We start from the raw sequence: 22,989 nt of genomic DNA, 5'->3' as shown, positions 1-22,989 counted from the left end.
TCACTCGTTCCGCTCGTTCGACGGGTCACGGGTCCCCGCTCCATCGTGCTCCCCCGCCCGGCGATCGGGAATCCGGTATACCGCTCTGACTGTCATCGCGATCGCCGATGACCGCGCTAGTCTGGCGGCATGTACGACCCCTCCCACCTGCGTACCTTCCTGTCGGTGGCCCAGACGCTGAGCTTCACGCAGGCCGCCCGGCGGCTCGGGCTGCGCCAGTCGACGGTCAGCCAGCACGTGCGGCGCCTGGAGGAGGCCACCGGGCGGCAGTTGTTCAGCCGGGACACGCACTCCGTGGAGCTGACGGAGGACGGGGAGGCGATGCTCGGGTTCGCGCGCCGGATCCTGGAGGTGCACGAGCAGGCGACGGCCTTCTTCACGGGCACGCGGCTGCGCGGGCGGCTGCGGTTCGGCGCGTCCGAGGACTTCGTGCTGACCCGTCTTCCGGAGATCCTGGAGTCCTTCCGGCACGAGCACCCCGAGGTCGACCTGGAGCTGACGGTGGAGCTGTCGGGCACGCTGCACGAGCGGCTGGCGGCCGGGAAGCTGGACCTGGTGCTGGCCAAGCGGCGGCCCGAGGACCCGCGCGGCGAGCCGGTGTGGAGCGACCGGCTGGTGTGGATCGGAGCGCCGCGGCTGCGGCTGGCACCGGACCGGCCGGTGCCGCTCATCGTCTATCCGCCGCCGGGCATCACCCGCGCGCTGGCGCTGGACGCCCTGCAACGCCAGGGCAGGGCCTGGCACGTCGCGTGCACCAGCGGCAGCCTCAACGGTCTGATCGCGGCCGCCCGCGCGGGCCTGGGCGTGATGGCGCACTCGCGCGGCCTCGTCCCGCCCGGTCTCGTGCGAGTGCCGGACCGGGCCGGGCTGCCCGAGCTGGGCGGCGTCGACTTCGTGCTGGTGCACGGCCGGCGCCGCCCGTCCGCACAGGGTGCCGCGGACGCGCTGGCGGCGGCGATCCTGGCGGGCGGCGACCGGCTGCACCGGCCTCAGCGCACGGGGCTCGGATAGGTGAGCTGCTTGACCCGGCGCAGGAACGGCGAGGCCTCCACGTGCTGGAGGCCCTCCAGGCGGCCGAGCGGGCCGCTGAGGTAGGCGTAGAGGTCGGCGGTGCTGCGGAAGACCGCGGTGGCGACGATGTTGGACGGGCCCGCGGTGGCGGCGGCGTGGGCGATCTCGTCGTGGGCGGCGAGGGCCTCGCCGACCCGGTGCAGCGCGGCCGGGGTGGTGGTGAGCCACAGCACGGCGGCGGTGGGGTGTCCGAGGATCTCCGAGTCGTACTCCACGTCGATGTACACGGCGCCGGAGCCGAGCAGTGCGGCGAGACGGCGTTTGACCGCGGACTCGGAGCGGCCGGTGGCGCGCTGGAGTTCGGGGAGTCCGGCGCGCCCGTCGCGCTCCAGGACGGCGAGCAGCGGCTCGTCCTCGGGGTCGATGCGGGCAGGCCCCGGCGGGCGGGGCCCGGTGTCCGGGCGCAGCGCGGCGACCTGGTCGTCGCCGAGGACGCCGAACTTGCCGAGCCAGCCGCTCGGGCCGCCGTAGAAGCGGTGCAGGATCTGGTGGGCGTGGATCTCCAGGACGCGCGGGGTGCGCGGCAGCTTGCCGAGGAGCAGGTCGTCCCGGTCGCCGGGATTGCGCGGCCGGGTGCCGAAGACGACCTCGGTGCCGCCCGCGGCCAGCCCGATCCAGTTGGTGTCGGGCCGCTTGGCGAGGGCGTCCGCGATGGCGAGCGCGCTGTCGGGGACGCAGCGCAGGCGCAGCGTCCAGTGGTCCTGGCCGAGCCGCTCGGCGTCCCGGACGGCGACCACCCGCAGCCCGCCCTCGGCGCGCAGCCTGCGGAAGCGGCGGGCGACGGTCTGGTCGGAGACGCCGAGCACCGCGCCGATGCGGCTGAAGGAGGCGCGGCCGTTCACTTCCAGCGCGGCGAGCACGCTCAGGTCGAGTTCGTCGAAGGTGTCGGATTCCATCCGCAACGCGGTCTCTCCCATCGGATTCCGTCACGGGAGCGCCATGAACGGGGTCAATCTGCCGGTGCCGATCCATCGTACGGAGGCAGAGACACTCGTAGCACACAGGAAGAAGACGAAATATGCGTACATGGGGGCCGCTCACGGCGGTGTGCCTGGGGACGTTCATGCTGCTGCTGGACGTGACCATCGCGGTGGTCGCGCTGCCGGACATGGCCAGGGGGCTGCACGCGTCGCTGAGCGATCTGCAGTGGGTGATGGACGGCTACGCGCTGGCACTGGCCGCGCTGCTGCTGGGGATGGGCGCCGCGGCCGACGTCCTGGGACGGCGCCGGGTGCACGTGGCGGGCGTGGTGCTGTTCGCGGCGGCGTCGCTGCTGTGCGGGCTGGCCACCGGGCCGGGGATGCTGGTCGCCGCGCGCGGACTGCAGGGGGTGGGCGCGGCGGCGATGTTCGCCACCACGCTGCCGCTGCTCGGCTCGGTCTACCAGGGGCGCCGGCGGTCGATGGCGCTCGGGGTGTGGGGCGCGGTCAGCGGCGCGGCGGCGGCCGTGGGCCCGGTGCTGGGCGGACTGCTCACCGACGGTCCGGGCTGGCGCTGGATCTTCTGGGTGAACCTGCCGGTGAGCGTGGCGGCGGTCTGGCTGACACTGCGCGTGGTACCGGAGTCCCGCGGGGCGGCCGGGCGCCGCGTGGACTGGGCGGGGACGGCGCTGTTCGCCGCCTTCGCCGGGGCGCTGACGTACGGGGCGGTGCGGGCCGGGTCGCACGGCTGGACGGAGGGCGGCACGCTCGCCTCCTTCGGGCTCGCGGCGCTCGCGCTGGGCGTGTTCGTCGCCGTGGAGCACCGGAGCGCCGATCCGCTGCTCGATCCGCGGCTGTTCCTGCGGCCCGCGTTCTCGGGCGTGATGCTGGGCGGGCTGGCCTTCAACGCGGCGGCGTTCGGCGTGATGGCGTACACCTCCATATGGCTGCAGACGCTGCTGGGGATGAGCCCCGTGCGGGGCGGGCTGGTGTTCGTGTGGCTGTCGCTGGCGTCGTTCCTGGTGGCCGCGGCGGGCGGGCGGCTGCTGCACGGGGTGCCGGCGCGGCTGACCATCGGGGGCGGGCTGCTGCTGATCGCGGCGGGCCAGTTCTGCATGGCGTTCCTGGACGCGGGGTCCACCGCGTCCGCCCTGGTGCCGGGGCTGCTCCTGGTGGGTGTCGGGACGGGTCTGGTCTCGCCCGGGATCGCGGGCGCGGCGCTGGCTGCGGTACCGGCGGAGCGGTCCGGCATGGCCGGGGGCGCGGTCAACACCTTCCGGCAGCTCGGGTACGCGCTCGGCATCGCCGTGTTCGGCACGGTGCTGACCTCGCGGATGGAGGACGCGCTGCCGCACGAGGCGGCGCACGGTCTGGCGGGCGGTGCGGCGGGGGCCCTGCGGGGCGTGTTCGGCGAGCACGCGCTGCGGGCCGCGTTCGCCTCCGGACTGAACGCGGCGGCGGTGACCGCGGGCGCGGTCGCGGCGGTCGCCGGGGTGCTGGTGCTCGTCCTGGTCAGGGCCGACCGCGGCGGCCGGAGCGGCGGTGTGACGGAATCCGCGCAGCCCGCGCTGAAAGAGGAGGAGGCCGTTCCGGCACCCCCGTACCGGCGGTAAGCGGGTCGTACAGATTCGGTGGAGATTACGGCACCGAAACTTACTCAACCGTCAGGAATCTGTCCGACCCTTCCCCATGTGAGCGCATTTTCTCTCGCTGACCAGCGCGAACATGAGCCCTGTTCGATTTTGGCGCCCCTCCCGTCCCCGCGGCGGGTGGGGTAGCTTTCACCGCGCTGTGCGGGGACGTCATCGAAAAGCGGGGATCGAAAAGCGGGGAGCGGGGTTTGCGCGAGTTCACCAGTCCTCCGTTGGCGTCGGCACCACCGGTGGGCGGTCTGGCCGACGTCGTCTTCGAGCATGCCCAGGAGGACCCGCGGCACATCGCGCTCGGCCGCAAGGACGGGGCCGGGCAGTGGCGGGACGTCACCGCCGGCGCCTTCCGCGACGAGGTGCTGGCCCTCGCCAAGGGGCTCCTCGCCCAGGGCATCCGCTTCGGCGACCGGGTCGCCATCATGTCCCGCACCCGCTACGAGTGGACCCTCTTCGACTTCGCCCTGTGGACGATCGGCGCCCAGGTGGTGCCTATCTACCCGACCTCCTCGGCCGAGCAGTGCATGTGGATGCTCTACGACGCCGAGGTGACGGCCGCGGTCGTGGAGCACGAGGACCACGCGATGACCATCGCCACCGTCATCGACCGGCTCCCCCGCCTGCGCGGCCTGTGGCAGCTGGACTCCGGCGCCGTGCAGGAGCTGTACGACGCGGGCGCGCACCTCGACGACGAGGTGGTCCACCGGCACCGCAAGGCGGTCACCCCGGAGTCGGTGGCCACCGTCATCTACACCTCCGGCACCACCGGCCGCCCCAAGGGCTGCGTCCTGACCCACGGCAACTTCATGTACGAGGCGGACACCGTCATCGCGCGCTGGGAGCCGGTGTTCCACTCCAAGCGGGGCGACGAGGCGGCGACCCTGCTGTTCCTGCCGCTCGCGCATGTCTTCGGCCGGATGGTGGAGGTCGCGGCGATCCGCGGCAAGGTCCGCTTCGGCCACCAGCCGCAGCTCAACGCCTCGGCCCTGCTGCCCGACCTGGCCGCCTTCCGGCCGACCTTCATCCTGGCGGTGCCGTACATCTTCGAGAAGGTGTTCAACGCGGCGCGGCGCAAGGCCGAGAAGGAGGGGAAGGCCGGTCCCTTCGAGAAGGCCGTCGACGTGGCCGTGAAGTACGCGGAGGCGGTGGAGGCGAAGGCCTGGGGCATCGGGCCGGGACCGTCGGCGGGGCTGCGGATGCAGCACCAGCTCTTCGACAAGCTCGTCTACGCCAAGGTGCGCGCCGCGATGGGCGGGCGTATCCGCAACGCCATGTCGGGCGGCTCGGCGATGGACCGGCGCCTCGGGCTGTTCTTCGCGGGCGCGGGTGTGCAGATCTACGAGGGCTACGGCCTGACCGAGTCCACGGCGGCCGCCACCGCCAACCCGCCCGAGCGCACCCGCTACGGCACCGTCGGGCAGCCCGTGCCGGGCGTCACCGTGCACATCGCGGACGACGGCGAGATCTGGCTCAACGGCGGCAACGTCTTCGAGGGCTACCTGAACAACCCCAAGGCCACCGACGAGACCCTGCACGACGGCTGGCTGGCCACCGGAGACCTGGGCGCGCTGGACGAGGACGGATACCTCACCATCACCGGCCGCAAGAAGGAGATCCTGGTGACCTCCGGCGGCAAGAGCGTCTCCCCCGGTCTGCTGGAGGAGCGCGTCCGCGACCATCCGCTGGTCAACCAGTGCATCGTCGTCGGCAACGACCGCCCCTACGTGGCCGCCCTCATCACCCTGGACACCGAGGCGGTCGAGCACTGGCTGACGATGCGCAACAAGCCGCAGATGCCGCCGGCCGACCTGGTGCACGACGCCGACCTGGAGACGGAGGTGCGGCGCGCGGTCGTCGCGGCCAACACGCTGGTGTCGCAGGCCGAGTCGATCCGCACCTTCCGCATCCTCGCCCAGCCGTTCACCGAGGAGCACGGGCTGCTCACCCCCTCGCTGAAGCTGAAGCGCAAGGCCATCGAGAACGCCTACGGCACCGAGGTCGAGGCGCTTTACACAGCGTGAGTTCCACGGTCAGGAATGCGTCGGGGCTCGTGATCGTTGACGATATGAGTACCACCTGACCACAACCGAAGGATCAAGAGCTCGTGAGCAGCAAGGTCCCCCCGATCATCCTGAACAACGGCGTCGAGATGCCCCAGCTGGGCTTCGGCGTCTGGCAGGTGCCGGACGACGAGGCCGAGACGGCCGTCGCCCAGGCGCTGGAGGCCGGGTACCGCAGCATCGACACAGCGGCGATCTACGGCAATGAAGAGGGCACCGGCAGGGCGATCGCCGCCTCCGGCCTGGCCCGCGAGGATCTCTTCGTCACCACCAAGCTCTGGAACAGCGACCAGGGGTACGACTCCACCCTCCGCGCCTTCGACACCTCGATGGCGAAGCTCGGGCTGGAGTACCTCGACCTCTACCTGATCCACTGGCCCATGCCGGCCAGGGAGAAGTACGTCGACACCTACAAGGCGTTCGAGAAGCTCCTGGCCGACGGGCGGGTCCGCGCCATCGGTGTGTCCAACTTCCTGCCGGAGCACCTGGAGCGGCTGACCGCCGAGACGTCGGTGATCCCGGCCGTCAACCAGATCGAGCTGCACCCCCACCTCCAGCAGCACGCGGCCCGCGAGGCGCACGCGGAGCAGGGCATCGCCACCGAGGCCTGGTCCCCGCTCGGCTCCGGCAAGGGCATCCTGGACATCCCGGCGATCGTCGCGATCGCCCAGAAGCACGGGCGCACCCCGGCCCAGGTCGTGCTGCGCTGGCACCTCCAGCTGGGCAACGTGGTGATCCCGAAGTCCGTGACGCCGTCCCGGATCAAGGAGAACATCGACGTGTTCGGCTTCACCCTGGACACCGAGGACCTCGCGGCGATCAGCGCGCTGAACGAGGACCGGCGCCTGGGTTCGGACCCGGCGGACGTCAACTCCTGAGCGGTGCCGCACACGGAGGGGCCCGGACGCGTTCGCGTCCGGGCCCCTCCGTCTGTATTCAGTTTTCTGTATTCAGTTGGGCTGCCCCAGCGGCCGTACGACGACGGTGTTGACGTCGACCCCGGCGGGCTGGGTCATGGCCCAGACGACCGAGTCGGCGATCTGGTCGGCGGTGAGCAGCTCGCCGGGCGGCAGGCCGCCGGTGGCGTCCCAGAACGGGGTCTCCACCCGGCCGGGCGCGATCAGGGTCACGCCCACACCCCACTGCGTCACCTCGCGCCGGGTGTTCTCGGCGAGGCCGGTCACCGCCCACTTGGTGGCGCCGTAGATGTTGCCCGGCGTGTTCACGAAGCCGGCGACGCTGCCCACCAGCACGATCCGTCCCCGGGTCTCCTTCAGCGCGTCGACGGACGCCCTGATCAGCAGGGCCGGGCCCAGCACGTTGGTCAGCACCATCTCGGTCCAGCCCGCCGGGTCGCCCTCGGCGACCGAGTCGTGGGTGGCGAAACCGGCGTTGGCGACGACCGTGTCGAGTCGGCCGAACTCCTTGATCGTGGCCTCGACCGCGGAGACCACCTGGGCGTGCTCGGCGGCACTGCCCCGGATCGTCAGCAGGCCCTCCGGGTCACCCAGCTCCGCGCTGAACGCCCGCAGCCTCGCCTCCCCGCGTCCCGTGACGGCCACCCGCTGCCCGGCGTCCAGCAGTCGCCGGGCGACAGCGGCTCCGATGCCACTGCCGCCCCCGGTGATGAGCGTGACGGGTGTGTCGGTCATGAGTCCCCCTGTGTCTGTTCCCGCTTCTTCTCGCACGGACAGCGGGGAGTCCATCACGTGGAGCGCTCTCGAAGTCAAGCCCCGGCGTCAGACCGGCCGGACCGCCGTGTACACGGTGTGCGCCACCAGCACGAACACGTCCTGGCGCCGCTGCACGCCCGCCTCGTCGGCGGGGTCGAGCAGCCGGTCCAGGGTGGCGCGGTCCTCGGCGTCGAGACGCTCGCCGATCCGCTCGCGCAGCCGGGACAGCGACGTGGTGACGTACTCGCGGGCGGCGTCGGAGAGGGGGGCGGGCAGGTCGAGGAGGAAGCTGCGGGTGCCGGTGTGCTTCAGTCCGGCGGCGGTCAGCATCGCGGGCCAGTCCTCGGTCTCGGCCACGGAGTCCGGCAGGTCCGCGCGCATCTCGGTGAACGCGTCCTCCTCCACGGCGCGGATCCTGGCCTGGAGCCCGGGACGCCCGGTCCCGAGGTCGCGGGGCAGGAACCGGGCGGGCAGGCCGCCCTCCAGGATCGCCAGGGTGCCGCCGGGTGCGAGGTGCCCGCCGAGGGCGGCGAGGGCCGCGCGCTGGTCGGGCAGGTGGTGCAGGCTCTGGCTGGCCCACATCAGGTCGGCGGGGTAGTCCAGCTCGGACAGCGCGCCGGGCAGGTCCCCGGCGAGGGTGCCGAAGCGGTCGGCGAACCCCAGGCGTCCGGCACGGGCGCGGGCCCGTTCGAGCAGCGGTTCGGCGCCGTCGGCGGCGACGACGCGGGCGCCGGGGAAGGTCTCGGCGAACAGGCAGGACACGACGCCGGGTCCGCTGCCGACGTCGACGACCAGGCCCGGGTCGGTCACCTCCCGGGCCAGCCAGCCCAGGGCCTGCCGGTACAGCGGCGTGTACAGCTCGGCCTGCGCCTCCAGGTGCGGGGCCATCTCGGCCCAGTCGATGTCGGCGTGGTCGTGCGTGTGCGTGTGCCCGTCTCCGTGCCCGTGTCCCTGCTCGTGGGCGGAGTCGTGTGTGTCGTGGTGGTGGTCGTGCGCCATGCCGGTCAGCCTCCCGTTCGCGGTGCCGCCAGCGTGCGACGACTCACCGGCGGGGTGCAACCGGTGTTGCCGCTCCCGCAAAAAAGAGGAGGCCACCGGGGTCCGGCCCGCAAGGACCGGACCCCGACGGCTCACCCGCGCCGCGCGCGCGGGACCCCGGTCACGACAGGGGCGGGTAGGCGTTCTTCATCAGCTCCTGGAACTGCGCGGAGAACCAGGCCCCGGAGATCGGGGCGTCGGGCAGGGCACCCGACATGTTGTTGCCGTTGCGCGCGTTGCCCGTGTAGGTCGGGTCGCACATCCGGTCGAAGCCCTTGCCGTCCGGGTTGTCGATCAGCTTGCTGGAGCCGTCGGACTCGCCCGGGGGCTTCATCCACACGTACGCGTCGATCCCGGCGGCGGGGCTGGCCTGGGGGCGTTCACCGAGGCCGGCACCGGACTGGTTGCACCAGTTGCCGAGGTGGATGCGGCGGTCGTACTTGCCGCCGTTGACGTACGTGTCGACGTTCGTCGTGGCGCCGGGACCGGTGGGCCGCTGGGTGCCGCCCCAGCCGTTGCGGGAGGTGTCGATCAGCATGCCGAGGTTCGTGTCGAAGCCGAGCGAGACCAGCTTGTCGCGCATGGCCTGGGCGTAGGACAGTTCGTCGGTGTACTGGTTCCAGTCGATCCACTTGGACTGGCGCACGGAGGTCCCGTTCACCGAGTCCGTGATCTTGAAGTTCTCCTCCTTCAGGGCGCTGTAGTTGGCGGTGTTGACGATGAAGCCGTGCACGTCGTCGACGGTCGCCCCCTCGGTGGTGGCGGCGGTCTTGAACATCTCGGCGGAGGGGCCGAAGTTGCTGTCCCAGCCGAGCCAGCCGTGGTGACCGGCGTCGACGTAGTTGTAGACGTTGCCGACGTCGCCGAGCTTGTTCAGGGCGTAGCCGACGCCCTTCTGGTAGTTGCCGTTGGCCTTCATCACGTCGCAGTTCTCCGTGGCGGTGGGTCGCCCGGAGACGTTGGTGACCAGGTTGGGCAGCGAGTCGATCTCGACCGTGGTGACGATCCGGAGGTCCGCGTACTTCGAGTCGCCGAGGATCTCGGCGATCGGGTCGATGTACTCGCTCTTGTACCGGTCGATCTCGGTCGGGCCCAGTTCACCGTTGGAGGCGAGGGCGGAGCAGTCGCGTCCCGGCAGGTTGTAGATGACGAGCTGGACCACCATCTCGCCGGAGCCCTTCTGCTCCAGCGCCGCGTCCAGGTGGTCGCGCAGACCCATGCCGCCGTTCGCGCCCTCGATGGCGGCGATCCGGTCGAGCCACACGCCGGTCGGCTCGTCGGCGATGCGGTCACCGCCGGGCTCGGCCGCGGCGTGGGCGGACCACTCGGGGTTCACGTAGACCTGGGCGCCGTCATAGGGGTTGTCCACCCGGTCGGACGGCCCGGTGGGGTCGGTCGGGTCCGTGGGATCGGTCGGGTCCGTCGGATCGGTCCCGCCGTCCACGTTGCAGGTCACGCCGTTGAGGGTGAAGGTGGCCGGGATCGCGTTGCTGCCGCTGTAGGTGGCCTGGAAGCCGAAGCTCGCCGAACCGCCGGTGGACAGGGTGCCGTTGTAGGACTCGTTGGCCGCGGTGACGGCGGCACCGCTCTGACTGACCTTTGCGTTCCAGCTGTTGGTGACCTTCTGGCTGCCGGCGTAGCTCCAGCCCAGCGACCAGTTGGAAGTGGCGGCACCGTTGTTGGTGACGGTCACGGCAGCGGTGAATCCGCTTCCCCAGTCGTTCTGCACCTTGTAGTCGACGGTGCAGGCGGCGGCCGCGGCTCCGGCGCTCGCGGAATGGGCGGCCAGTGCCGTGCCGGAGGCGCCGGCGACCAGCGTCAGGGCGGCGAGCATCGCGGTTCTGGTACGGGTCATGAGTGCGGGTTCCTTCTTTCGTGGGGGTGCTGCTGTCGTCCCGGGACGCGCTTGGGTCGGCGCGGCCCGCTGCCGATCGGCATGGGGGTGCCGTCGTGATCGGAGGTCAGGAACGGCCCGCGGGCACGGCAAAGCGGCCCGAGGGGTGAGCGAACCGGCGCACCGGCCGGCAGGGCGTCGGACAGGTGGCGGCCACGGCTGCGGCAGCGGCTGGAAGTCCTGAACGCGGGGGGTGGAACGGGGGGTGGCGCATGAGCGACTCCTCGCAGTTCGGACGCGCCGTGACGGACGCGTCGACTGATGGAACCGCTCCCACTGGTGCAGCGAAGGTAGCGCCAAGTGACGGTAAAGAACAGAGGAGTTACCGACTTTCTCCCCGCCGGACCCGTCGAATCTTTTCGACTGTTCACACATCTTGACCGCACCAGGCGCCCTCTTCACTATGGGAGCGCTCCCACTGGTTCAAGGCTTGTTGCTCCTCCCCCACCCCCGCCCGAGCCGCAAGGAGGAACCAGCACCATGCACTCAGGACACAGACCCAGACGCCGCACCGCGCGGCGCTGGTGGACCGCCGTGCTGGCGGCGCTCGCACTCCCCGTCACGATGTTGGGCACCGGTTCGACTCCGGCCCAGGCCGCCGCGCTCCAGTGCAGCGTGGACTACAAGACCAACGACTGGGGCGCCGGCTTCACCGCGGAGCTGACGCTGACCAACCGCGGTTCCGACGCGATCGACGGCTGGACGCTGACGTACTCCTACGCGGGCAACCAGAAGCTCACGAACGGCTGGAACGGCACCTGGTCCCAGTCCGGGCGGAACGTCACCGTGAAGAACGCGTCGTACAACGCGCGGATCGCCGCCGGGGCCGCCGTCTCCACCGGCGGACAGTTCACGTACAGCGGCAGCAATGCCGCACCGACCGACTTCGCGGTCAACGGCACCTCCTGCATCGGCGCGCACCAGCCGCCGATCACCGTGCTGACCAGCCCCGAGGCGGGCGCCGTGTACTCGCGGAGCGAGGCGGTGCCCCTGGCGGCCACGGCGGCCGCCGCCGACGGTGCCACGATCAGCAAGGTGGAGTTCTACGACGACACCACACTGCTGGGCACCGACACCAGCTCGCCCTACACGTACTCGGCCGCCGGCTTGACCGTGGGCAGTCATTCCCTGGTGGCGAAGGCCTACGACAGCATGGGCGCCTCCGCGAACTCGACGCCGGTCGGCGTCACGGTGGCCGCCGGACCGACCGTCGTCGCGACGCCGGGCCAACTGGGCGTCCAGCAGGGCGAGTCGGGGACGTACGAGGTCAAGCTCTCGGAACAGCCGACGGCGAACGTGACCGTCACGTCCTCCCGCGCGAGCGGCAACACCGGCCTGACGGTGACCGGCGGCGCGAGCCTCACCTTCACCCCGTCGAACTGGGACACCGCCCAGCGGGTGACCGTCTCGGCGGACGCCTCCGGCAGCGGGTCGGCGGTCTTCGAGTCGACCGCCCCCGGCCACGGCAAGGCGGCGGTCACCGTGACCCAGCTGGCGGCGGCGAAGGACTACGACGCCCGCTTCCTGGAGCTGTACGGCAAGATCACCGACCCGGCGAACGGCTACTTCTCGCCCGAGGGCATCCCCTACCACTCGGTGGAGACCCTCATCGTCGAGGCGCCGGACCACGGCCACGAGACCACCTCGGAGGCGTACAGCTACCTGCTGTGGCTCCAGGCCATGTACGGCAAGGTGACCGGCGACTGGACCCGGTTCAACGGCGCCTGGGAGATCATGGAGACGTACATGATCCCCACCCACGCCGACCAGCCGACCAACTCCTCCTACAACGCCTCGAAGCCGGCGACCTACGCGCCCGAGCTGGACACGCCGAACGAGTACCCGGCGCCGCTGGACGGCACCGTGCCGGTGGGCGCGGACCCGATCGCCGGTGAGCTGAAGTCCGCGTACGGCACGGACGACGTCTACGGCATGCACTGGCTCCAGGACGTCGACAACACCTACGGCTACGGCAACTCGCCCGGCAAGTGCGAGGCGGGCCCCTCCGACACCGGCCCGTCCTACATCAACACCTTCCAGCGCGGCGCGCAGGAGTCGGTGTGGGAGACGGTGCCGCAGCCGACCTGCGACGCCTTCAAGTACGGCGGGAAGAACGGCTACCTGGACCTGTTCACGGGTGACGCCTCCTACGCCAAGCAGTGGAAGTTCACCAACGCCCCGGACGCCGACGCGCGCGCCGTGCAGGCCGCGTACTGGGCGGACATCTGGGCCGGGGAGCAGGGCAAGAGCGACGAGATCTCCGCGACCCTCGGCAAGGCCGCGAAGATGGGCGACTACCTGCGCTACGCCATGTTCGACAAGTACTTCAAGAAGGTCGGCAACTGCGTGGGGCCGTCGGCCTGCCCGGCCGGCAGCGGCAAGGACTCCTCGCACTACCTGCTGTCCTGGTACTACGCCTGGGGCGGCGCGGTGGACACCTCGGCGGGCTGGGCCTGGCGCATCGGCTCCAGCCACACCCACGGCGGCTACCAGAACCCGCTGGCCGCGTACGCGCTGAGCACCGACGCCGACCTGAAGCCCAAGTCGGCGACGGGCCAGTCGGACTGGGCCAAGTCCCTCGACCGGCAGGTGGAGTTCTACCGCTGGCTGCAGTCCGACGAGGGGGCCATCGCGGGCGGCGCGACCAACAGCTGGGCGGGCCGGTACGCGACGCCCCCGGCCGGTACGCCGACCTTCTACGGCATGTACTACGACGAGAAGCCGGTGTACCACGACCCGCCGTCCAACCAGTGGTTCGGCTTCCAGGCGTGGTCCATGGAGCGGGTCGCCGAGTACTACCAGCAGAGCGGTGACGCCGGCGCCAAGGAGGTCCTGGACAAGTGGGTCGACTGGGCGCTGTCGGAGACGACCGTCAACCCGGACGGCACCTTCCGGATCCCGTCGACGCTCCAGTGGTCGGGGCAGCCCGACACCTGGAACGCCTCGTCCCCGGGTGACAACGGCGACCTGCACGTCACGGTCGCGGACTACACCAACGACGTCGGTGTGGCGGCGGCCTACGCCAAGACCCTGACGTACTACGCCGACCGCTCGGGCGACACGGAGGCGGCCTCGACCGCCAAGGCGCTGCTCGACGGCATGTGGGAGAACAACCAGGACGCGCTCGGCATCGCCGTCCCGGAGACCCGCGCCGACTACAACCGGTTCGACGACGGCATCCACGTCCCGAGCGGCTGGAGCGGCACCATGCCGAACGGCGACACGATCGACGCGTCGTCGACCTTCGCCTCGATCCGCTCCTTCTACCAGGACGACCCGGCCTGGTCGAAGATCGAGGGCTACCTCCAGGGCGGTGCCGCGCCCACGTTCACGTACCACCGGTTCTGGGCCCAGGCGGACATAGCCCTCGCCATGGGTTCGTACGCGGAGCTACTGGAATAGCCCCCGCGAGGCGCTCCGCGGGGTGCGCGGGTTGTTCGGCTGCGGGGCGTGAGTGGCTGGTCGCGCTCACGCGGCGGTAGCCGCAAGTCGACACAGCCCCGCGCCCCTACGGGGCGCTTGACGGCTCCGCGTGCTCGGTCTCGTCACCGGACGACGGGACCAACCGACCGGGCGGCCCCTGCCCACGCCTGGGGCCGCCCGGTCCTCGCATGTGTTCTGTTCCTGACGGAAGGACGGTTCCCCACCGTGCGAAGAACCCGGATCCTCACCGTGCTGCTGGCCCTGGCGGCCGGGCTGCTGGCGGGCAGCCCGCCCGGCGCGCTCGCCGCGGAGGCCCCCAGGACGACGGTCGCCGCCGACAGCTACACCTGGAAGAACGCCCGTATCGACGGGGGCGGCTTCGTCCCCGGCATCGTCTTCAACCGGACCGAGAAGGACCTGGCCTACGCCCGCACCGACATCGGCGGCGCCTACCGCTGGCAGGAGGCGTCCCACACCTGGACGCCGCTGCTCGACCACGTCGGCTGGGACGACTGGGGCCACACGGGCGTGGTCAGTGTCGCCTCCGACTCCGTCGACCCCGACCGGGTGTACGCGGCGGTCGGCACGTACACCAACGACTGGGACCCGACGAACGGCGCGGTGCTGCGCTCCGCCGACCGGGGCGCGAGCTGGGCGAAGACGGACCTGCCGTTCAAGCTGGGCGGCAACATGCCGGGCCGCGGCATGGGCGAGCGCCTGGCCGTCGACCCGCACGACAACGACGTGCTGTACCTGGGCGCGCCCAGCGGACACGGCCTGTGGCGGTCCACCGACGCGGGCGTCACCTGGTCCGAGGTGACGGCCTTCCCGAACCCCGGGAACTACGCGCAGGACCCGGGCGACACGTCCGGCTACGCCTCCGACAACCAGGGCATCACCTGGGTCACCTTCGACGAGTCCACGGGCGGCGGCGCGGACACGCCGACGGGGACGGTCTACGTCGGGGTCGCCGACAAGGAGAACGCGGTCTACCGCTCGACGGACGCGGGCGCGAGCTGGGAGCGGCTCGCCGGGCAGCCGACGGGCTATCTGGCCCACAAGGGGGTGCTGGACGCCGAGAACGGCTACCTCTACCTGGCGTACAGCGACACGGGCGGCCCGTACGACGGCGGCAAGGGCCGGCTGTACCGGTACGCGACGGCGACCGGCACCTGGACGGACATCAGCCCGGCCGCGGAGGCGGACACGTACTACGGCTTCAGCGGCCTGACCGTCGACCGGCAGCACCCGGGGACGGTGATGGCGACCGCGTACAGCTCGTGGTGGCCGGACACGCAGATCTTCCGCTCGACGGACAGCGGCGCGGCCTGGACGCAGGCGTGGAGCTACACGTCGTATCCGGACCGGGAGAACCGCTACACGATGGACGTGTCGTCGTCCCCGTGGCTCACCTGGGGCGCGGACCCGGCCCCGCCCGAGCAGACGCCGAAGCTGGGCTGGATGACGGAGGCGCTGGAGATCGACCCGTTCGACTCGGACCGGATGATGTACGGGACGGGCGCCACGATCTACGGCACGGAGAACCTGACGAACTGGGACGACGAGGGCGGGACGTTCGCCATCGAGCCGATGGTGCGCGGCCTGGAGGAGACGGCCGTCAACGACCTGGCGTCGCCCCCGTCGGGTGCCCCGCTGCTCAGCGCGCTCGGCGACGTCGGCGGCTTCCGGCACACCAGCCTGTCCGAGGTCCCGTCGATGATGTACACCTCCCCGAACTTCACCTCCACGACGAGTCTGGACTTCGCGGAGACGAAGCCGGACGTCGTCGTCCGGGCGGGCCATCTCGACTCCGGTCCGCACATCGCGTTCTCCACGGACAACGGCGCCACCTGGTTCGGCGGCACCGACCCGTCCGGGGTGAGCGGCGGCGGCACGGTCGCGGCGGGCGCGGACGGCAGCCGCTTCGTGTGGAGCCCGGAGGGCACGGGCGTGCAGTACACGACGGGCTTCGGCACCTCGTGGCAGGCGTCGGCCGGTATCCCGGCGAGCGCGATCGTCGAGTCCGACCGGGTGGACCCGGCGACCTTCTACGGCTTCAAGTCCGGCACGTTCTACGTCAGTAGGGACGGCGGCGCGACCTTCACCGCCTCGGCGGCGACCGGGCTGCCCGCCGGTGACAGCGTCCGCTTCAAGGCGCTGCCGGGCGGGGAGGGCGACGTCTGGCTGGCGGGCGGGGCGGCGGACGGCCCGTACGGCCTGTGGCACTCGACGGACGGCGGAGCGACCTTCACCAAGCTGCCGGGGGTCGACGCGGCGGACACCGTCGGCTTCGGCAAGGCGGCCCCGGGGGCCTCCTACCAGACCCTCTTCACCAGCGCGGAGATCGGCGGGGTGCGCGGCATCTTCCGCTCCACCGACGAGGGCGCCACCTGGACCCGGGTCAACGACGACGCCCACCAGTGGGGCTGGACCGGCGCGGCCATCACCGGCGACCCGCGGGTCTACGGCCGGGTGTACGTGGCGACCAACGGCCGGGGGGTCGTCTACGGCGACACCGGCCCGGAAGCGGGCCCCGGCGCCTGCGAGGTGACGTACACGGTCACCAACCAGTGGCCGGGCGGCTTCCAGGCGGACGTCCGGCTCACCAACACCGGCACGTCGGCCTGGAAGGGCTGGTCCCTGGGCTGGTCGTTCCCCCGCGACCAGAAGGTCACCCGGATGTGGAACGCCGAGCACACCCGGACCGGCACGACGGAGACGGCGAGGAACGTCGGCTGGAACGCCACCGTGGCGCCCGGCGCGTCGGTGGGCTTCGGCTTCACCGGGAGCGGGTCGGACACGAACGCGAAACCCGCGTCGTTCGAGCTGGGCGACCAGGCCTGCGGTCGCACATGACCGACCAGGAGGGCGCGTACCGGCGACGCGTCCTCCCGGCTTCGTGACCGGTGCGCCCGCGCCGCTTGGCGCGGACGCGTGCGGGTCAGGGGGTGTGGACCGACGGCCTCGGGGCCGTGGGCATGTTCGTGCCGAGGAAGAAGCTCGGGTGCGGGGGCTGGTTGTAGGCCGTATTTTGCCAGGCCAGGGCGGTGCGGTACTGGGTGTCGTGGAGGAGGGTCGTGATGCGGGTGTCCGTGTCGTACGGGGTGGAGTAGACGCGCAGGGCGGTGTTGTCCGACGTGCGCCAGACGACCTCCTCGCGCCAGTCGCCGAGGATGTCCCCGGCGAGCACCGGGGTGGCCTTGGTGCCGTTGGTGGAGGCGACGCCGGAGCCGGTGAGGAGGCGAGTGTCGCCGGAGGTGCCGTACTTGTCGATGTGGGTGCCGTCGAGGAGTTCGCGGCCGGTGTCTCCGTCCCACCAGGACAGGAAGTTGGCGCTGGAGGGCTTGCGGCCGTTGACGACGGTGCCCTTGGGATTGCGGATGCCGCTCTCGGCGGACGACCAGGACTCGGCGCCCGCGCTGCCCGACCAGATGTCGCCCGAGACGCCGCGGCCGTTGTCGCCGCTCGCGCCGGTGGACCACAGGATCTGGCCCGTGCGGGCGTCCGCCATCCAGGAGGAGGGTTTCGAGGCGTCCTCGTCGACCTTGAACTCCTCCAGACCCGCGCGGGACGGGTCGAGGTCGCCGACGTGCATGGCGTCGCCGTGGCCGTTGCGCGTGGTCCACAGGGCGTTGCCGTTGTCGTCGACGGCCATCGCGCCGTAGACGATCTCGTCCCGGCCGTCGCCGTCGACGTCCGCGACGGAGAGCTGGTGGTTGCCCTGGCCGTCGTAGCCCTTGCCGCTGTTGGTCGAGGAGTTGGTGTCGAAGGTCCAGCGGCGGGTGAACTGTCCGCCCCGCCAGTCCCAGGCCGCGATCACCGTGCGCGTGTAGTAGCCGCGCGCCATGATGACGGAGGGCCGGGAGCCGTCCAGGTACGCCGTGCCCGCGAGGAAGCGGTCGACGCGGTTGCCGTAGGAGTCGCCCCAGGAGGAGACCGAGCCCCGCGCGGGGACGTAGTCGACGGTGCCCATGGCCTTGCCGGTCAGGCCGTTGAACATGGTGAGGTATTCGGGGCCCGACAGGACGTAGCCGCCGGAGTTGCGGTGGTCGGCGGAAGAGCTGCCGATGACCGCGCCGGTGCCGTCCCGGGTGCCGTCGGCGGTCTTCATGGCGACCTCGGCCCGGCCGTCGCCGTCGTAGTCGTACACCTGGAACTGGGTGTAGTGCGCGCCGGAGCGTATGTTGCGGCCCAGGTCGACGCGCCACAGGCGGGTGCCGTCGAGCCGGATGCCGTCCACGATCGTGTTGCCGGTGTAGCCGGACTGGGAGTTGTCCTTGGCGTTGGTCGGCTGCCACTTGAGGACGAGGTCGAGCGCGCCGTCGCCGTCGAGGTCGCCGACGGAGGCGTCGTTGGCCTCGTAGGTGTAGGAGACGCCGTCGGGGGTGGTGCCGCCGGACGGCGGGCTGATCGGTATGTCCTTGTAGCCGGCGCGGAACTGGATGGCGTGGACGGAGTCGCTCTGCTCCGTGCCGTTCACGACCGCGCGGACGGTGTAGTCGGCGTGGGAGGGTGCTCCGGCGTGGAAGTAGGTGGTGGAGCCGGTGATCGGGCTGGAGTTGACCTTGGTGCCGGCCCGGTAGACGTTGAAGGAGACGTCGTCCGGATCGGTGCCCAGCCAGCGCCAGCCGACCAGGTTGCCGTCGCCGGTGTGGACGCTGACGACGCCCCGGTCCAGGGCCTCGACCTGGCGCGCGGTGGCGGCCTCGGCGGTGTCGGGGGCCAGTGTCGTCAGGCCCGCGCCCACGAGTCCGGCGGCGGCGAGGGCCGCGGCCAGGACGCGTGGGCGTCTGCGGTGGGGGCGGGGAACGCGGGGGCCGGTGCGGGGGTGCCTCATGGGACGGACCTCCTGGAGGACGGACGGATTCCGCCTCTCGGTCGCCGCCCGGGGCGCCCGGGTTGCCGCCCTCGGCCTACGACTTCCGGAACGCCGCCAGGGTGAAGACCGGATCGGGCCGGGGCCGGTCCTGGTCCGGCAGGGCGGCCAGCCGGGCGGCGAACTCCTCGGCGAGCGGCTCCCCCGGCGGCAGCGTGACGAACCAGCCGCGCCGCAGGTCGGCGACGGTCCGGCGGGGGCTGCGGCCCTGGCCGTGGCCGGTGAAGCGGGCGCGGCCCGCGGGGGTCAGGCCGTGCTCGCGGGCGTACGCCTCGACGAGGTGGGCGGCGTCGTGCGCGACGCTGGGCGGGCGGGCGGCGAGCACGGCGTCGATGTCGCTGCCCACGTTGTGCGAGGCGCCCTTGTCGACCGTGGTCACGTACGTCCCGCCGGGCCGCAGCACGCGGGCGCACTCCGCGACGATCGCCCGCACGTTCTCCGCGCCACCGGCCAGGTGCAGCAGCCACACGCTGGTCACGGCGTCGAACTCCCCCGCGCCGAACGGCAGTCGGCGGCTGTCGGCGCGTACGACGGTGCCGGGCAGCCGGGCGGCGGCGCGGCGGACCATGGCGGGGGCGAGGTCGATACCGGTCACCCGCAGGTCGTCGCGTCCGGCCGCGATCCGCCGGGTGACGATGCCGGTGCCGCAGGCCACGTCGAGCAGTCGGCGGGCCTGCCGGGGCACCAGGTTCAGTACGGCGTGCGCGGCCGCCGCGGCCCGGGGCTCGCCGCCGCGGGAGTCGTCGTAGCGTTCGGCTTCCTTGTCGTAGTCGAGCACACCGTCAGTGTGCCCCGTGCCCGGCGGCCAGTTCCTCCACCCTGCGGGCCAGTTCGACGTCCTTCTCGGTGACGGCGCCGCCCGCGCTGTGGGTGTGCACGGCGAGGGCGACCGTCTGGTAGCCGAGGGTCAGGTCGGAGTGGTGGTCCAGTTCCTCCTGCACCTGGGCGATGTGGACGACCATCGCGGTCGCCGCGAAGTGGGAGCCGAGCCGGTAGGAGCGGGTGAGACGCCCGGCGTCGAGGGCCCAGCCGGGCAGGGCGGCCAGGTGCTCCTCGATCTCCTGTGGCGACAGCGGTTCGACGGGCATGGGCTGCGCTCCTTCGCTGGTGGTGTCCGAGGGTCGGGTCCGCCTCAGCGTGCCACAGTGCGGCCGCTGTGGCGCGGACCGCTTTCGACTACCGTGCTGCGTATGACCGCACTCGTGTCCGGTACCGCCCCCGCCACCGACCGTGGCGTGGGTCCGATGCTGCGTGCCTGGCGGGAGCGGCGGCGGGTCAGCCAGCTGGAGCTGGCGCTGCGTGCCGATTCCTCCGCCCGCCACATCAGCTTCGTCGAGACGGGCCGTTCGAGGCCGAGCGAGGAGATGGTGCTGCGCCTCGCCGAGCACCTGGACGTCCCCGTGCGCGAGCGCAACGCGCTACTCCTCGCGGCCGGTTACGCCCCGCACTACCCGGAGACCCCCTTGGACGACCCCGCTCTCGGTGCCCTGCGTGAGGGCATGGAGCGGCTGATCCGGGGCTACGAGCCGTATCCGGCGCTGGTCGTCGACGCGACGTACCGGGTGCTGGCGGCCAACCGGGGTATCGCGATGCTGATGGACGGCGTCGCGGAGCACCTGCTGGCGCCGCCGCTGAACGCGATCCGGCTGACGCTGCACCCGGAGGGCCTGGCGCCGCGCATCCGCAACCTGCGCGAGTGGCGCGGGCACCTGCTGGAGCAGATGGAGCGGCAGATCGCGCTGCACCGCTCGCAGCCGCTGCGGGAGCTGTACGAGGAGGTGGCGGCGTACCCGGTGCCGGAGGGCGCGCCGGGCGCCGAGCCGGACGAGCCGGTGCCGTACTTCGCGCTGCCGATGCAGATCGAGCACGAGGGCCACGTCCTGTCGTTCATCTCGTCCATCTCCACCTTCAACACCCCGATGGACGTGACGGTCGCCGAGCTGGCCATCGAGACGCTGCTCCCGGCCGACCCGGCGACGGTCAAGTACCTTCACTCGCTGTTGCCCTGACCCTGCCTCAGGGCGCCGTACTGGAGCAGGGCGAAGCCGGTGACGACGAGGGCCTGGAGCACCGTCCACACCGCTCCGGCCGTGGTGGGCGTGAGCCAGAGGCCGAGCGCGGCGAAGCTGACGGCCGCCCAGGCCAGGTTGGTCTCGACGACGGCCCGGACGGCGAGCGCCGGGGGCCGGGAGCGGGTGGCGAGCAGGCCCACGCACCCGGCGTACACCGCGAGGAAGGCGCCGAGGGCGAGGAGCAGCCCGGAGCCGGCCCCGAACCAGCGGCCGAGCGGACCGGACAGGGCGAGGTAGGCGAGGGCGTTGGTGCCGGTCACCGCCGCGTCGAGGGCGAGGAAGCGGCGGAGCATCAGCCGCGGCTCGGCCGTACGGGCGAGTGCGGCAAGCTGGTGCGTGGACATGACGAGTCAGCCTCCGTCGGGTCGGACATGCTGGGGTGTGGGCCGGGTTCCGGGCCGGAGTGCGCCGGTCCGGAACCCGGTGGCTCCACGATCCCGCCCGGCACGGGCGCGGTCGATTACCCGGCGGGTAATGCGTGCGGTCCGAGAAAGATCCACGACCACCCCTGTGAGACTGACAGAGGAACATGACAGACTGCGGTGTGACTTGGGCGCGTTGGGGAGGCGTGGCGTGAGCGAGCGGCGGGCCGCACCCACCGTGGGCCAGGTGGTCCTCGGCAGACGGCTGCAGGAACTGCGGGAGAGGGTGGGCCTCAAGCGCGAGGAGGCCGCCAAGGTGCTCCGCGTGGCCCCGGCGACGGTGCGGCGCATGGAGATGGCCGAGGTCTCGCTGAAAATACCGTACGTCCAGATACTGCTGACGGCGTACGGGGTCGCCGGCGACGAGGTCGCGGCGTTCGTCGCGCTCGCCGAGGAGGCGAACCAGCCGGGCTGGTGGCAGCGGTACCACGACGTGCTGCCGGACTGGTTCAGCCTGTACGTGAGCCTGGAGGGCGCGGCGCGGATCGTCCGCTCCTACGAGCCGCACTTCGTGCCGGGGCTGCTGCAGACCGAGGACTACGCGCGTTCGGTCCTGGAGGCGGGGACGATCGGCAACGCGGGCGGGGACGCGGTGGAGCGGCACGTGTCGCTGCGCATGGAGCGCCAGCGCCTCCTCGACCGCCCGGACCCGCCCCACCTGTGGGTGGTGATGGACGAGACGGTGCTGAAGCGGCCGGTGAGCATCCACGGCCGGGTGATGCGCGAGCAGCTGGACAAGCTGCTGGAGTTCGCCGGCCGGGACCGGGTCACCCTCCAGGTCGCCGAGTTCGAGGACGGGCCGCACCCCGGGACGTACGCGCCGTTCACCCTGTTCCGGTTCGCGGAGCCGGAGCTGCCCGACATGGTCTTCACCGAGTACCTGACGGGCGCCCTGTACCTGGACTCGCGCACCGAGGTCTCGGCGCACCTGGAGGTCCTGGACCACATGACGGCGCGCGCCGCCTCGACCCAGCGCACCGAGAAGATCCTGCGCGCGTACCGCGAGAAATTCTGATCCGCCACTCCCGCCACCGCAGCCCTTGAGGAGACGACACCGCATGCCCGGTTCCGAGCCCGCGCCCCTCGACACCAGCCGGCCGCACCCGGCCCGGGTCTACGACTGGTGGCTGGGCGGCAAGGACAACTACCCGGTGGACGAGGAGCTGGCCCGCAGGATCCTCGCGGCGGACAGCACGGCGGTGCGCGGGGCGCGCGCGAACCGGCGGTTCATGCACCGGGCGGTCCGTACCCTCGCCGAGGCCGGGGTCCGCCAGTTCCTGGACATCGGCACCGGCATCCCCACCGAGCCGAACCTGCACCAGGTGGCCCAGGCGGTGGCGCCCGAGTCGCGGGTCGTCTACGCCGACAACGACCCGATAGTCCTCCGGCACGCGCAGGCGCTGCTGCACGGGACGGCGGAGGGCGCCACCGACTACGTCCACGCGGACGTCCGGGACCCGGAGCTGATCCTGCGGCTGGCGGGCGAGTCCCTGGACTTCGACCGGCCCCTCGCCCTGTCGCTGGTGGCCCTGACGCACTACCTCGGCGACGCGGCCGACGGCGACGACGTGTACGGCCTGCTCAAGCGGTACACCGACGTGCTGGCGCCGGGCAGCTTCCTGGTCCTCTCGCAGGTCACGCCCGACCTGAACCCGGAGGCGGTGGGCAAGGCCGCGGAGCTGTTCGCCCGCGGCGGCACGCCCTTCCACCCGCGTTCCCTCCCCGAGTTCGCGCGCTTCTTCGACGGTCTGGAGCTGCTGGGCCCCGGCATCATCCCGGTCACCGGCTGGCGGCCGGACCCGGAGGACGTGGCGGCCCAGACGGAGGGCATCGTGCCGGTGTACGCGGGGGTGGCGCGCAAGCCCTGAGCCCGGCGCCCGGGCGGCCGACGCCC

General features: G+C 72.0%; 17 protein-coding genes. 9 read left to right on the top strand and 8 right to left on the bottom strand.

The window, feature by feature from the left end:
* Positions 1 to 129: 129 nt before the first annotated feature.
* Complete coding sequence (locus tag ACGH52_RS32510; RefSeq protein WP_121702682.1) at positions 130 to 1,011, top strand: LysR substrate-binding domain-containing protein; 882 nt, start codon at positions 130 to 132, stop codon at positions 1,009 to 1,011.
* On the opposite strand, the gene ACGH52_RS32505 is transcribed toward ACGH52_RS32510, so the two are convergent.
* The gene (locus ACGH52_RS32505) at positions 990 to 1,988 is read right to left on the bottom strand and encodes an Lrp/AsnC family transcriptional regulator (RefSeq protein ID WP_193777697.1); all 999 of its coding nucleotides are present in this window, start codon (positions 1,986 to 1,988) and stop codon (positions 990 to 992) included. The two genes, ACGH52_RS32510 and ACGH52_RS32505, sit on opposite strands and share 22 nt — an antisense overlap.
* 101 nt (positions 1,989 to 2,089) lie before the next feature.
* Between ACGH52_RS32505 and ACGH52_RS32500 the strand changes: the two genes are divergently transcribed.
* From ACGH52_RS32500 to ACGH52_RS32490, 3 genes are all read left to right on the top strand, one after another.
* Positions 2,090 to 3,604: an MFS transporter gene (locus ACGH52_RS32500; RefSeq protein ID WP_121702683.1), complete on the top strand. Its 1,515-nt coding sequence runs from the start codon at positions 2,090 to 2,092 to the stop codon at positions 3,602 to 3,604.
* A 227-nt stretch (positions 3,605 to 3,831) separates the two neighbouring features.
* On the top strand, positions 3,832 to 5,658 hold the full coding sequence (locus ACGH52_RS32495; RefSeq protein WP_399944517.1) for an AMP-dependent synthetase/ligase: 1,827 nt from the start codon (positions 3,832 to 3,834) through the stop codon (positions 5,656 to 5,658).
* Between the two features lie 83 nt (positions 5,659 to 5,741).
* Entirely contained in the window at positions 5,742 to 6,575 is an 834-nt protein-coding gene (locus tag ACGH52_RS32490; protein WP_059300139.1) for an aldo/keto reductase, read from the top strand.
* 72 nt (positions 6,576 to 6,647) lie between these two features.
* Here ACGH52_RS32490 and ACGH52_RS32485 read toward each other — a convergent pair whose 3' ends face one another.
* The 3 genes from ACGH52_RS32485 to ACGH52_RS32475 form a co-directional block, all read right to left on the bottom strand.
* The gene (locus ACGH52_RS32485; RefSeq protein ID WP_399944513.1) at positions 6,648 to 7,349 is read right to left on the bottom strand and encodes an SDR family oxidoreductase; all 702 of its coding nucleotides are present in this window, start codon (positions 7,347 to 7,349) and stop codon (positions 6,648 to 6,650) included.
* A gap of 87 nt (positions 7,350 to 7,436) precedes the next feature.
* A complete protein-coding gene (locus ACGH52_RS32480; RefSeq protein ID WP_076977234.1) occupies positions 7,437 to 8,369 on the bottom strand; it encodes a trans-aconitate 2-methyltransferase in 933 nt (310 codons plus the stop codon).
* A gap of 160 nt (positions 8,370 to 8,529) precedes the next feature.
* Positions 8,530 to 10,263, bottom strand: a complete 1,734-nt coding sequence (locus ACGH52_RS32475) for a cellulose 1,4-beta-cellobiosidase (protein ID WP_399944510.1) — start codon at positions 10,261 to 10,263, stop codon at positions 8,530 to 8,532.
* Between the two features lie 519 nt (positions 10,264 to 10,782).
* Between ACGH52_RS32475 and ACGH52_RS32470 the strand changes: the two genes are divergently transcribed.
* Entirely contained in the window at positions 10,783 to 13,704 is a 2,922-nt protein-coding gene (locus ACGH52_RS32470; protein WP_399944507.1) for a glycoside hydrolase family 48 protein, read from the top strand.
* Between the two features lie 246 nt (positions 13,705 to 13,950).
* A complete protein-coding gene (locus ACGH52_RS32465; protein ID WP_399944504.1) occupies positions 13,951 to 16,581 on the top strand; it encodes a cellulose binding domain-containing protein in 2,631 nt (876 codons plus the stop codon).
* A gap of 85 nt (positions 16,582 to 16,666) precedes the next feature.
* On the opposite strand, the gene ACGH52_RS32460 is transcribed toward ACGH52_RS32465, so the two are convergent.
* The 3 genes from ACGH52_RS32460 to ACGH52_RS32450 form a co-directional block, all read right to left on the bottom strand.
* On the bottom strand, positions 16,667 to 18,562 hold the full coding sequence (locus ACGH52_RS32460) for a rhamnogalacturonan lyase (RefSeq protein WP_399944501.1): 1,896 nt from the start codon (positions 18,560 to 18,562) through the stop codon (positions 16,667 to 16,669).
* Positions 18,563 to 18,638: 76 nt separating this feature from the next.
* A complete protein-coding gene (locus ACGH52_RS32455) occupies positions 18,639 to 19,379 on the bottom strand; it encodes a class I SAM-dependent methyltransferase (RefSeq protein ID WP_399944498.1) in 741 nt (246 codons plus the stop codon).
* Between the two features lie 4 nt (positions 19,380 to 19,383).
* Complete coding sequence (locus ACGH52_RS32450; RefSeq protein WP_121701504.1) at positions 19,384 to 19,689, bottom strand: 4a-hydroxytetrahydrobiopterin dehydratase; 306 nt, start codon at positions 19,687 to 19,689, stop codon at positions 19,384 to 19,386.
* Between the two features lie 102 nt (positions 19,690 to 19,791).
* Here ACGH52_RS32450 and ACGH52_RS32445 point away from each other — a divergent pair, with 102 nt between their 5' ends.
* The gene (locus ACGH52_RS32445; RefSeq protein WP_076977356.1) at positions 19,792 to 20,610 is read left to right on the top strand and encodes a helix-turn-helix domain-containing protein; all 819 of its coding nucleotides are present in this window, start codon (positions 19,792 to 19,794) and stop codon (positions 20,608 to 20,610) included.
* Here the strand turns inward: ACGH52_RS32445 and ACGH52_RS32440 are convergent.
* A complete protein-coding gene (locus tag ACGH52_RS32440; RefSeq protein ID WP_076977227.1) occupies positions 20,592 to 21,017 on the bottom strand; it encodes a hypothetical protein in 426 nt (141 codons plus the stop codon). The genes ACGH52_RS32445 and ACGH52_RS32440 overlap by 19 nt on opposite strands.
* 229 nt (positions 21,018 to 21,246) lie before the next feature.
* On the opposite strand from ACGH52_RS32440, the gene ACGH52_RS32435 reads away from it, so the two are divergent.
* Positions 21,247 to 22,110, top strand: a complete 864-nt coding sequence (locus tag ACGH52_RS32435; protein WP_076977226.1) for a helix-turn-helix transcriptional regulator — start codon at positions 21,247 to 21,249, stop codon at positions 22,108 to 22,110.
* 43 nt (positions 22,111 to 22,153) lie between these two features.
* A complete protein-coding gene (locus ACGH52_RS32430) occupies positions 22,154 to 22,963 on the top strand; it encodes an SAM-dependent methyltransferase (protein WP_399944493.1) in 810 nt (269 codons plus the stop codon).
* Positions 22,964 to 22,989 lie beyond the last annotated feature (26 nt).

The sequence above is a fragment of the Streptomyces sp. BBFR25 genome (genome assembly GCF_044590125.1).
Taxonomy (GTDB): domain Bacteria; phylum Actinomycetota; class Actinomycetes; order Streptomycetales; family Streptomycetaceae; genus Streptomyces; species Streptomyces canus_D.
The sequence above is the reverse complement of the archived record's forward strand: the minus strand, read 5'-3'. Positions and strand labels throughout refer to the sequence as shown.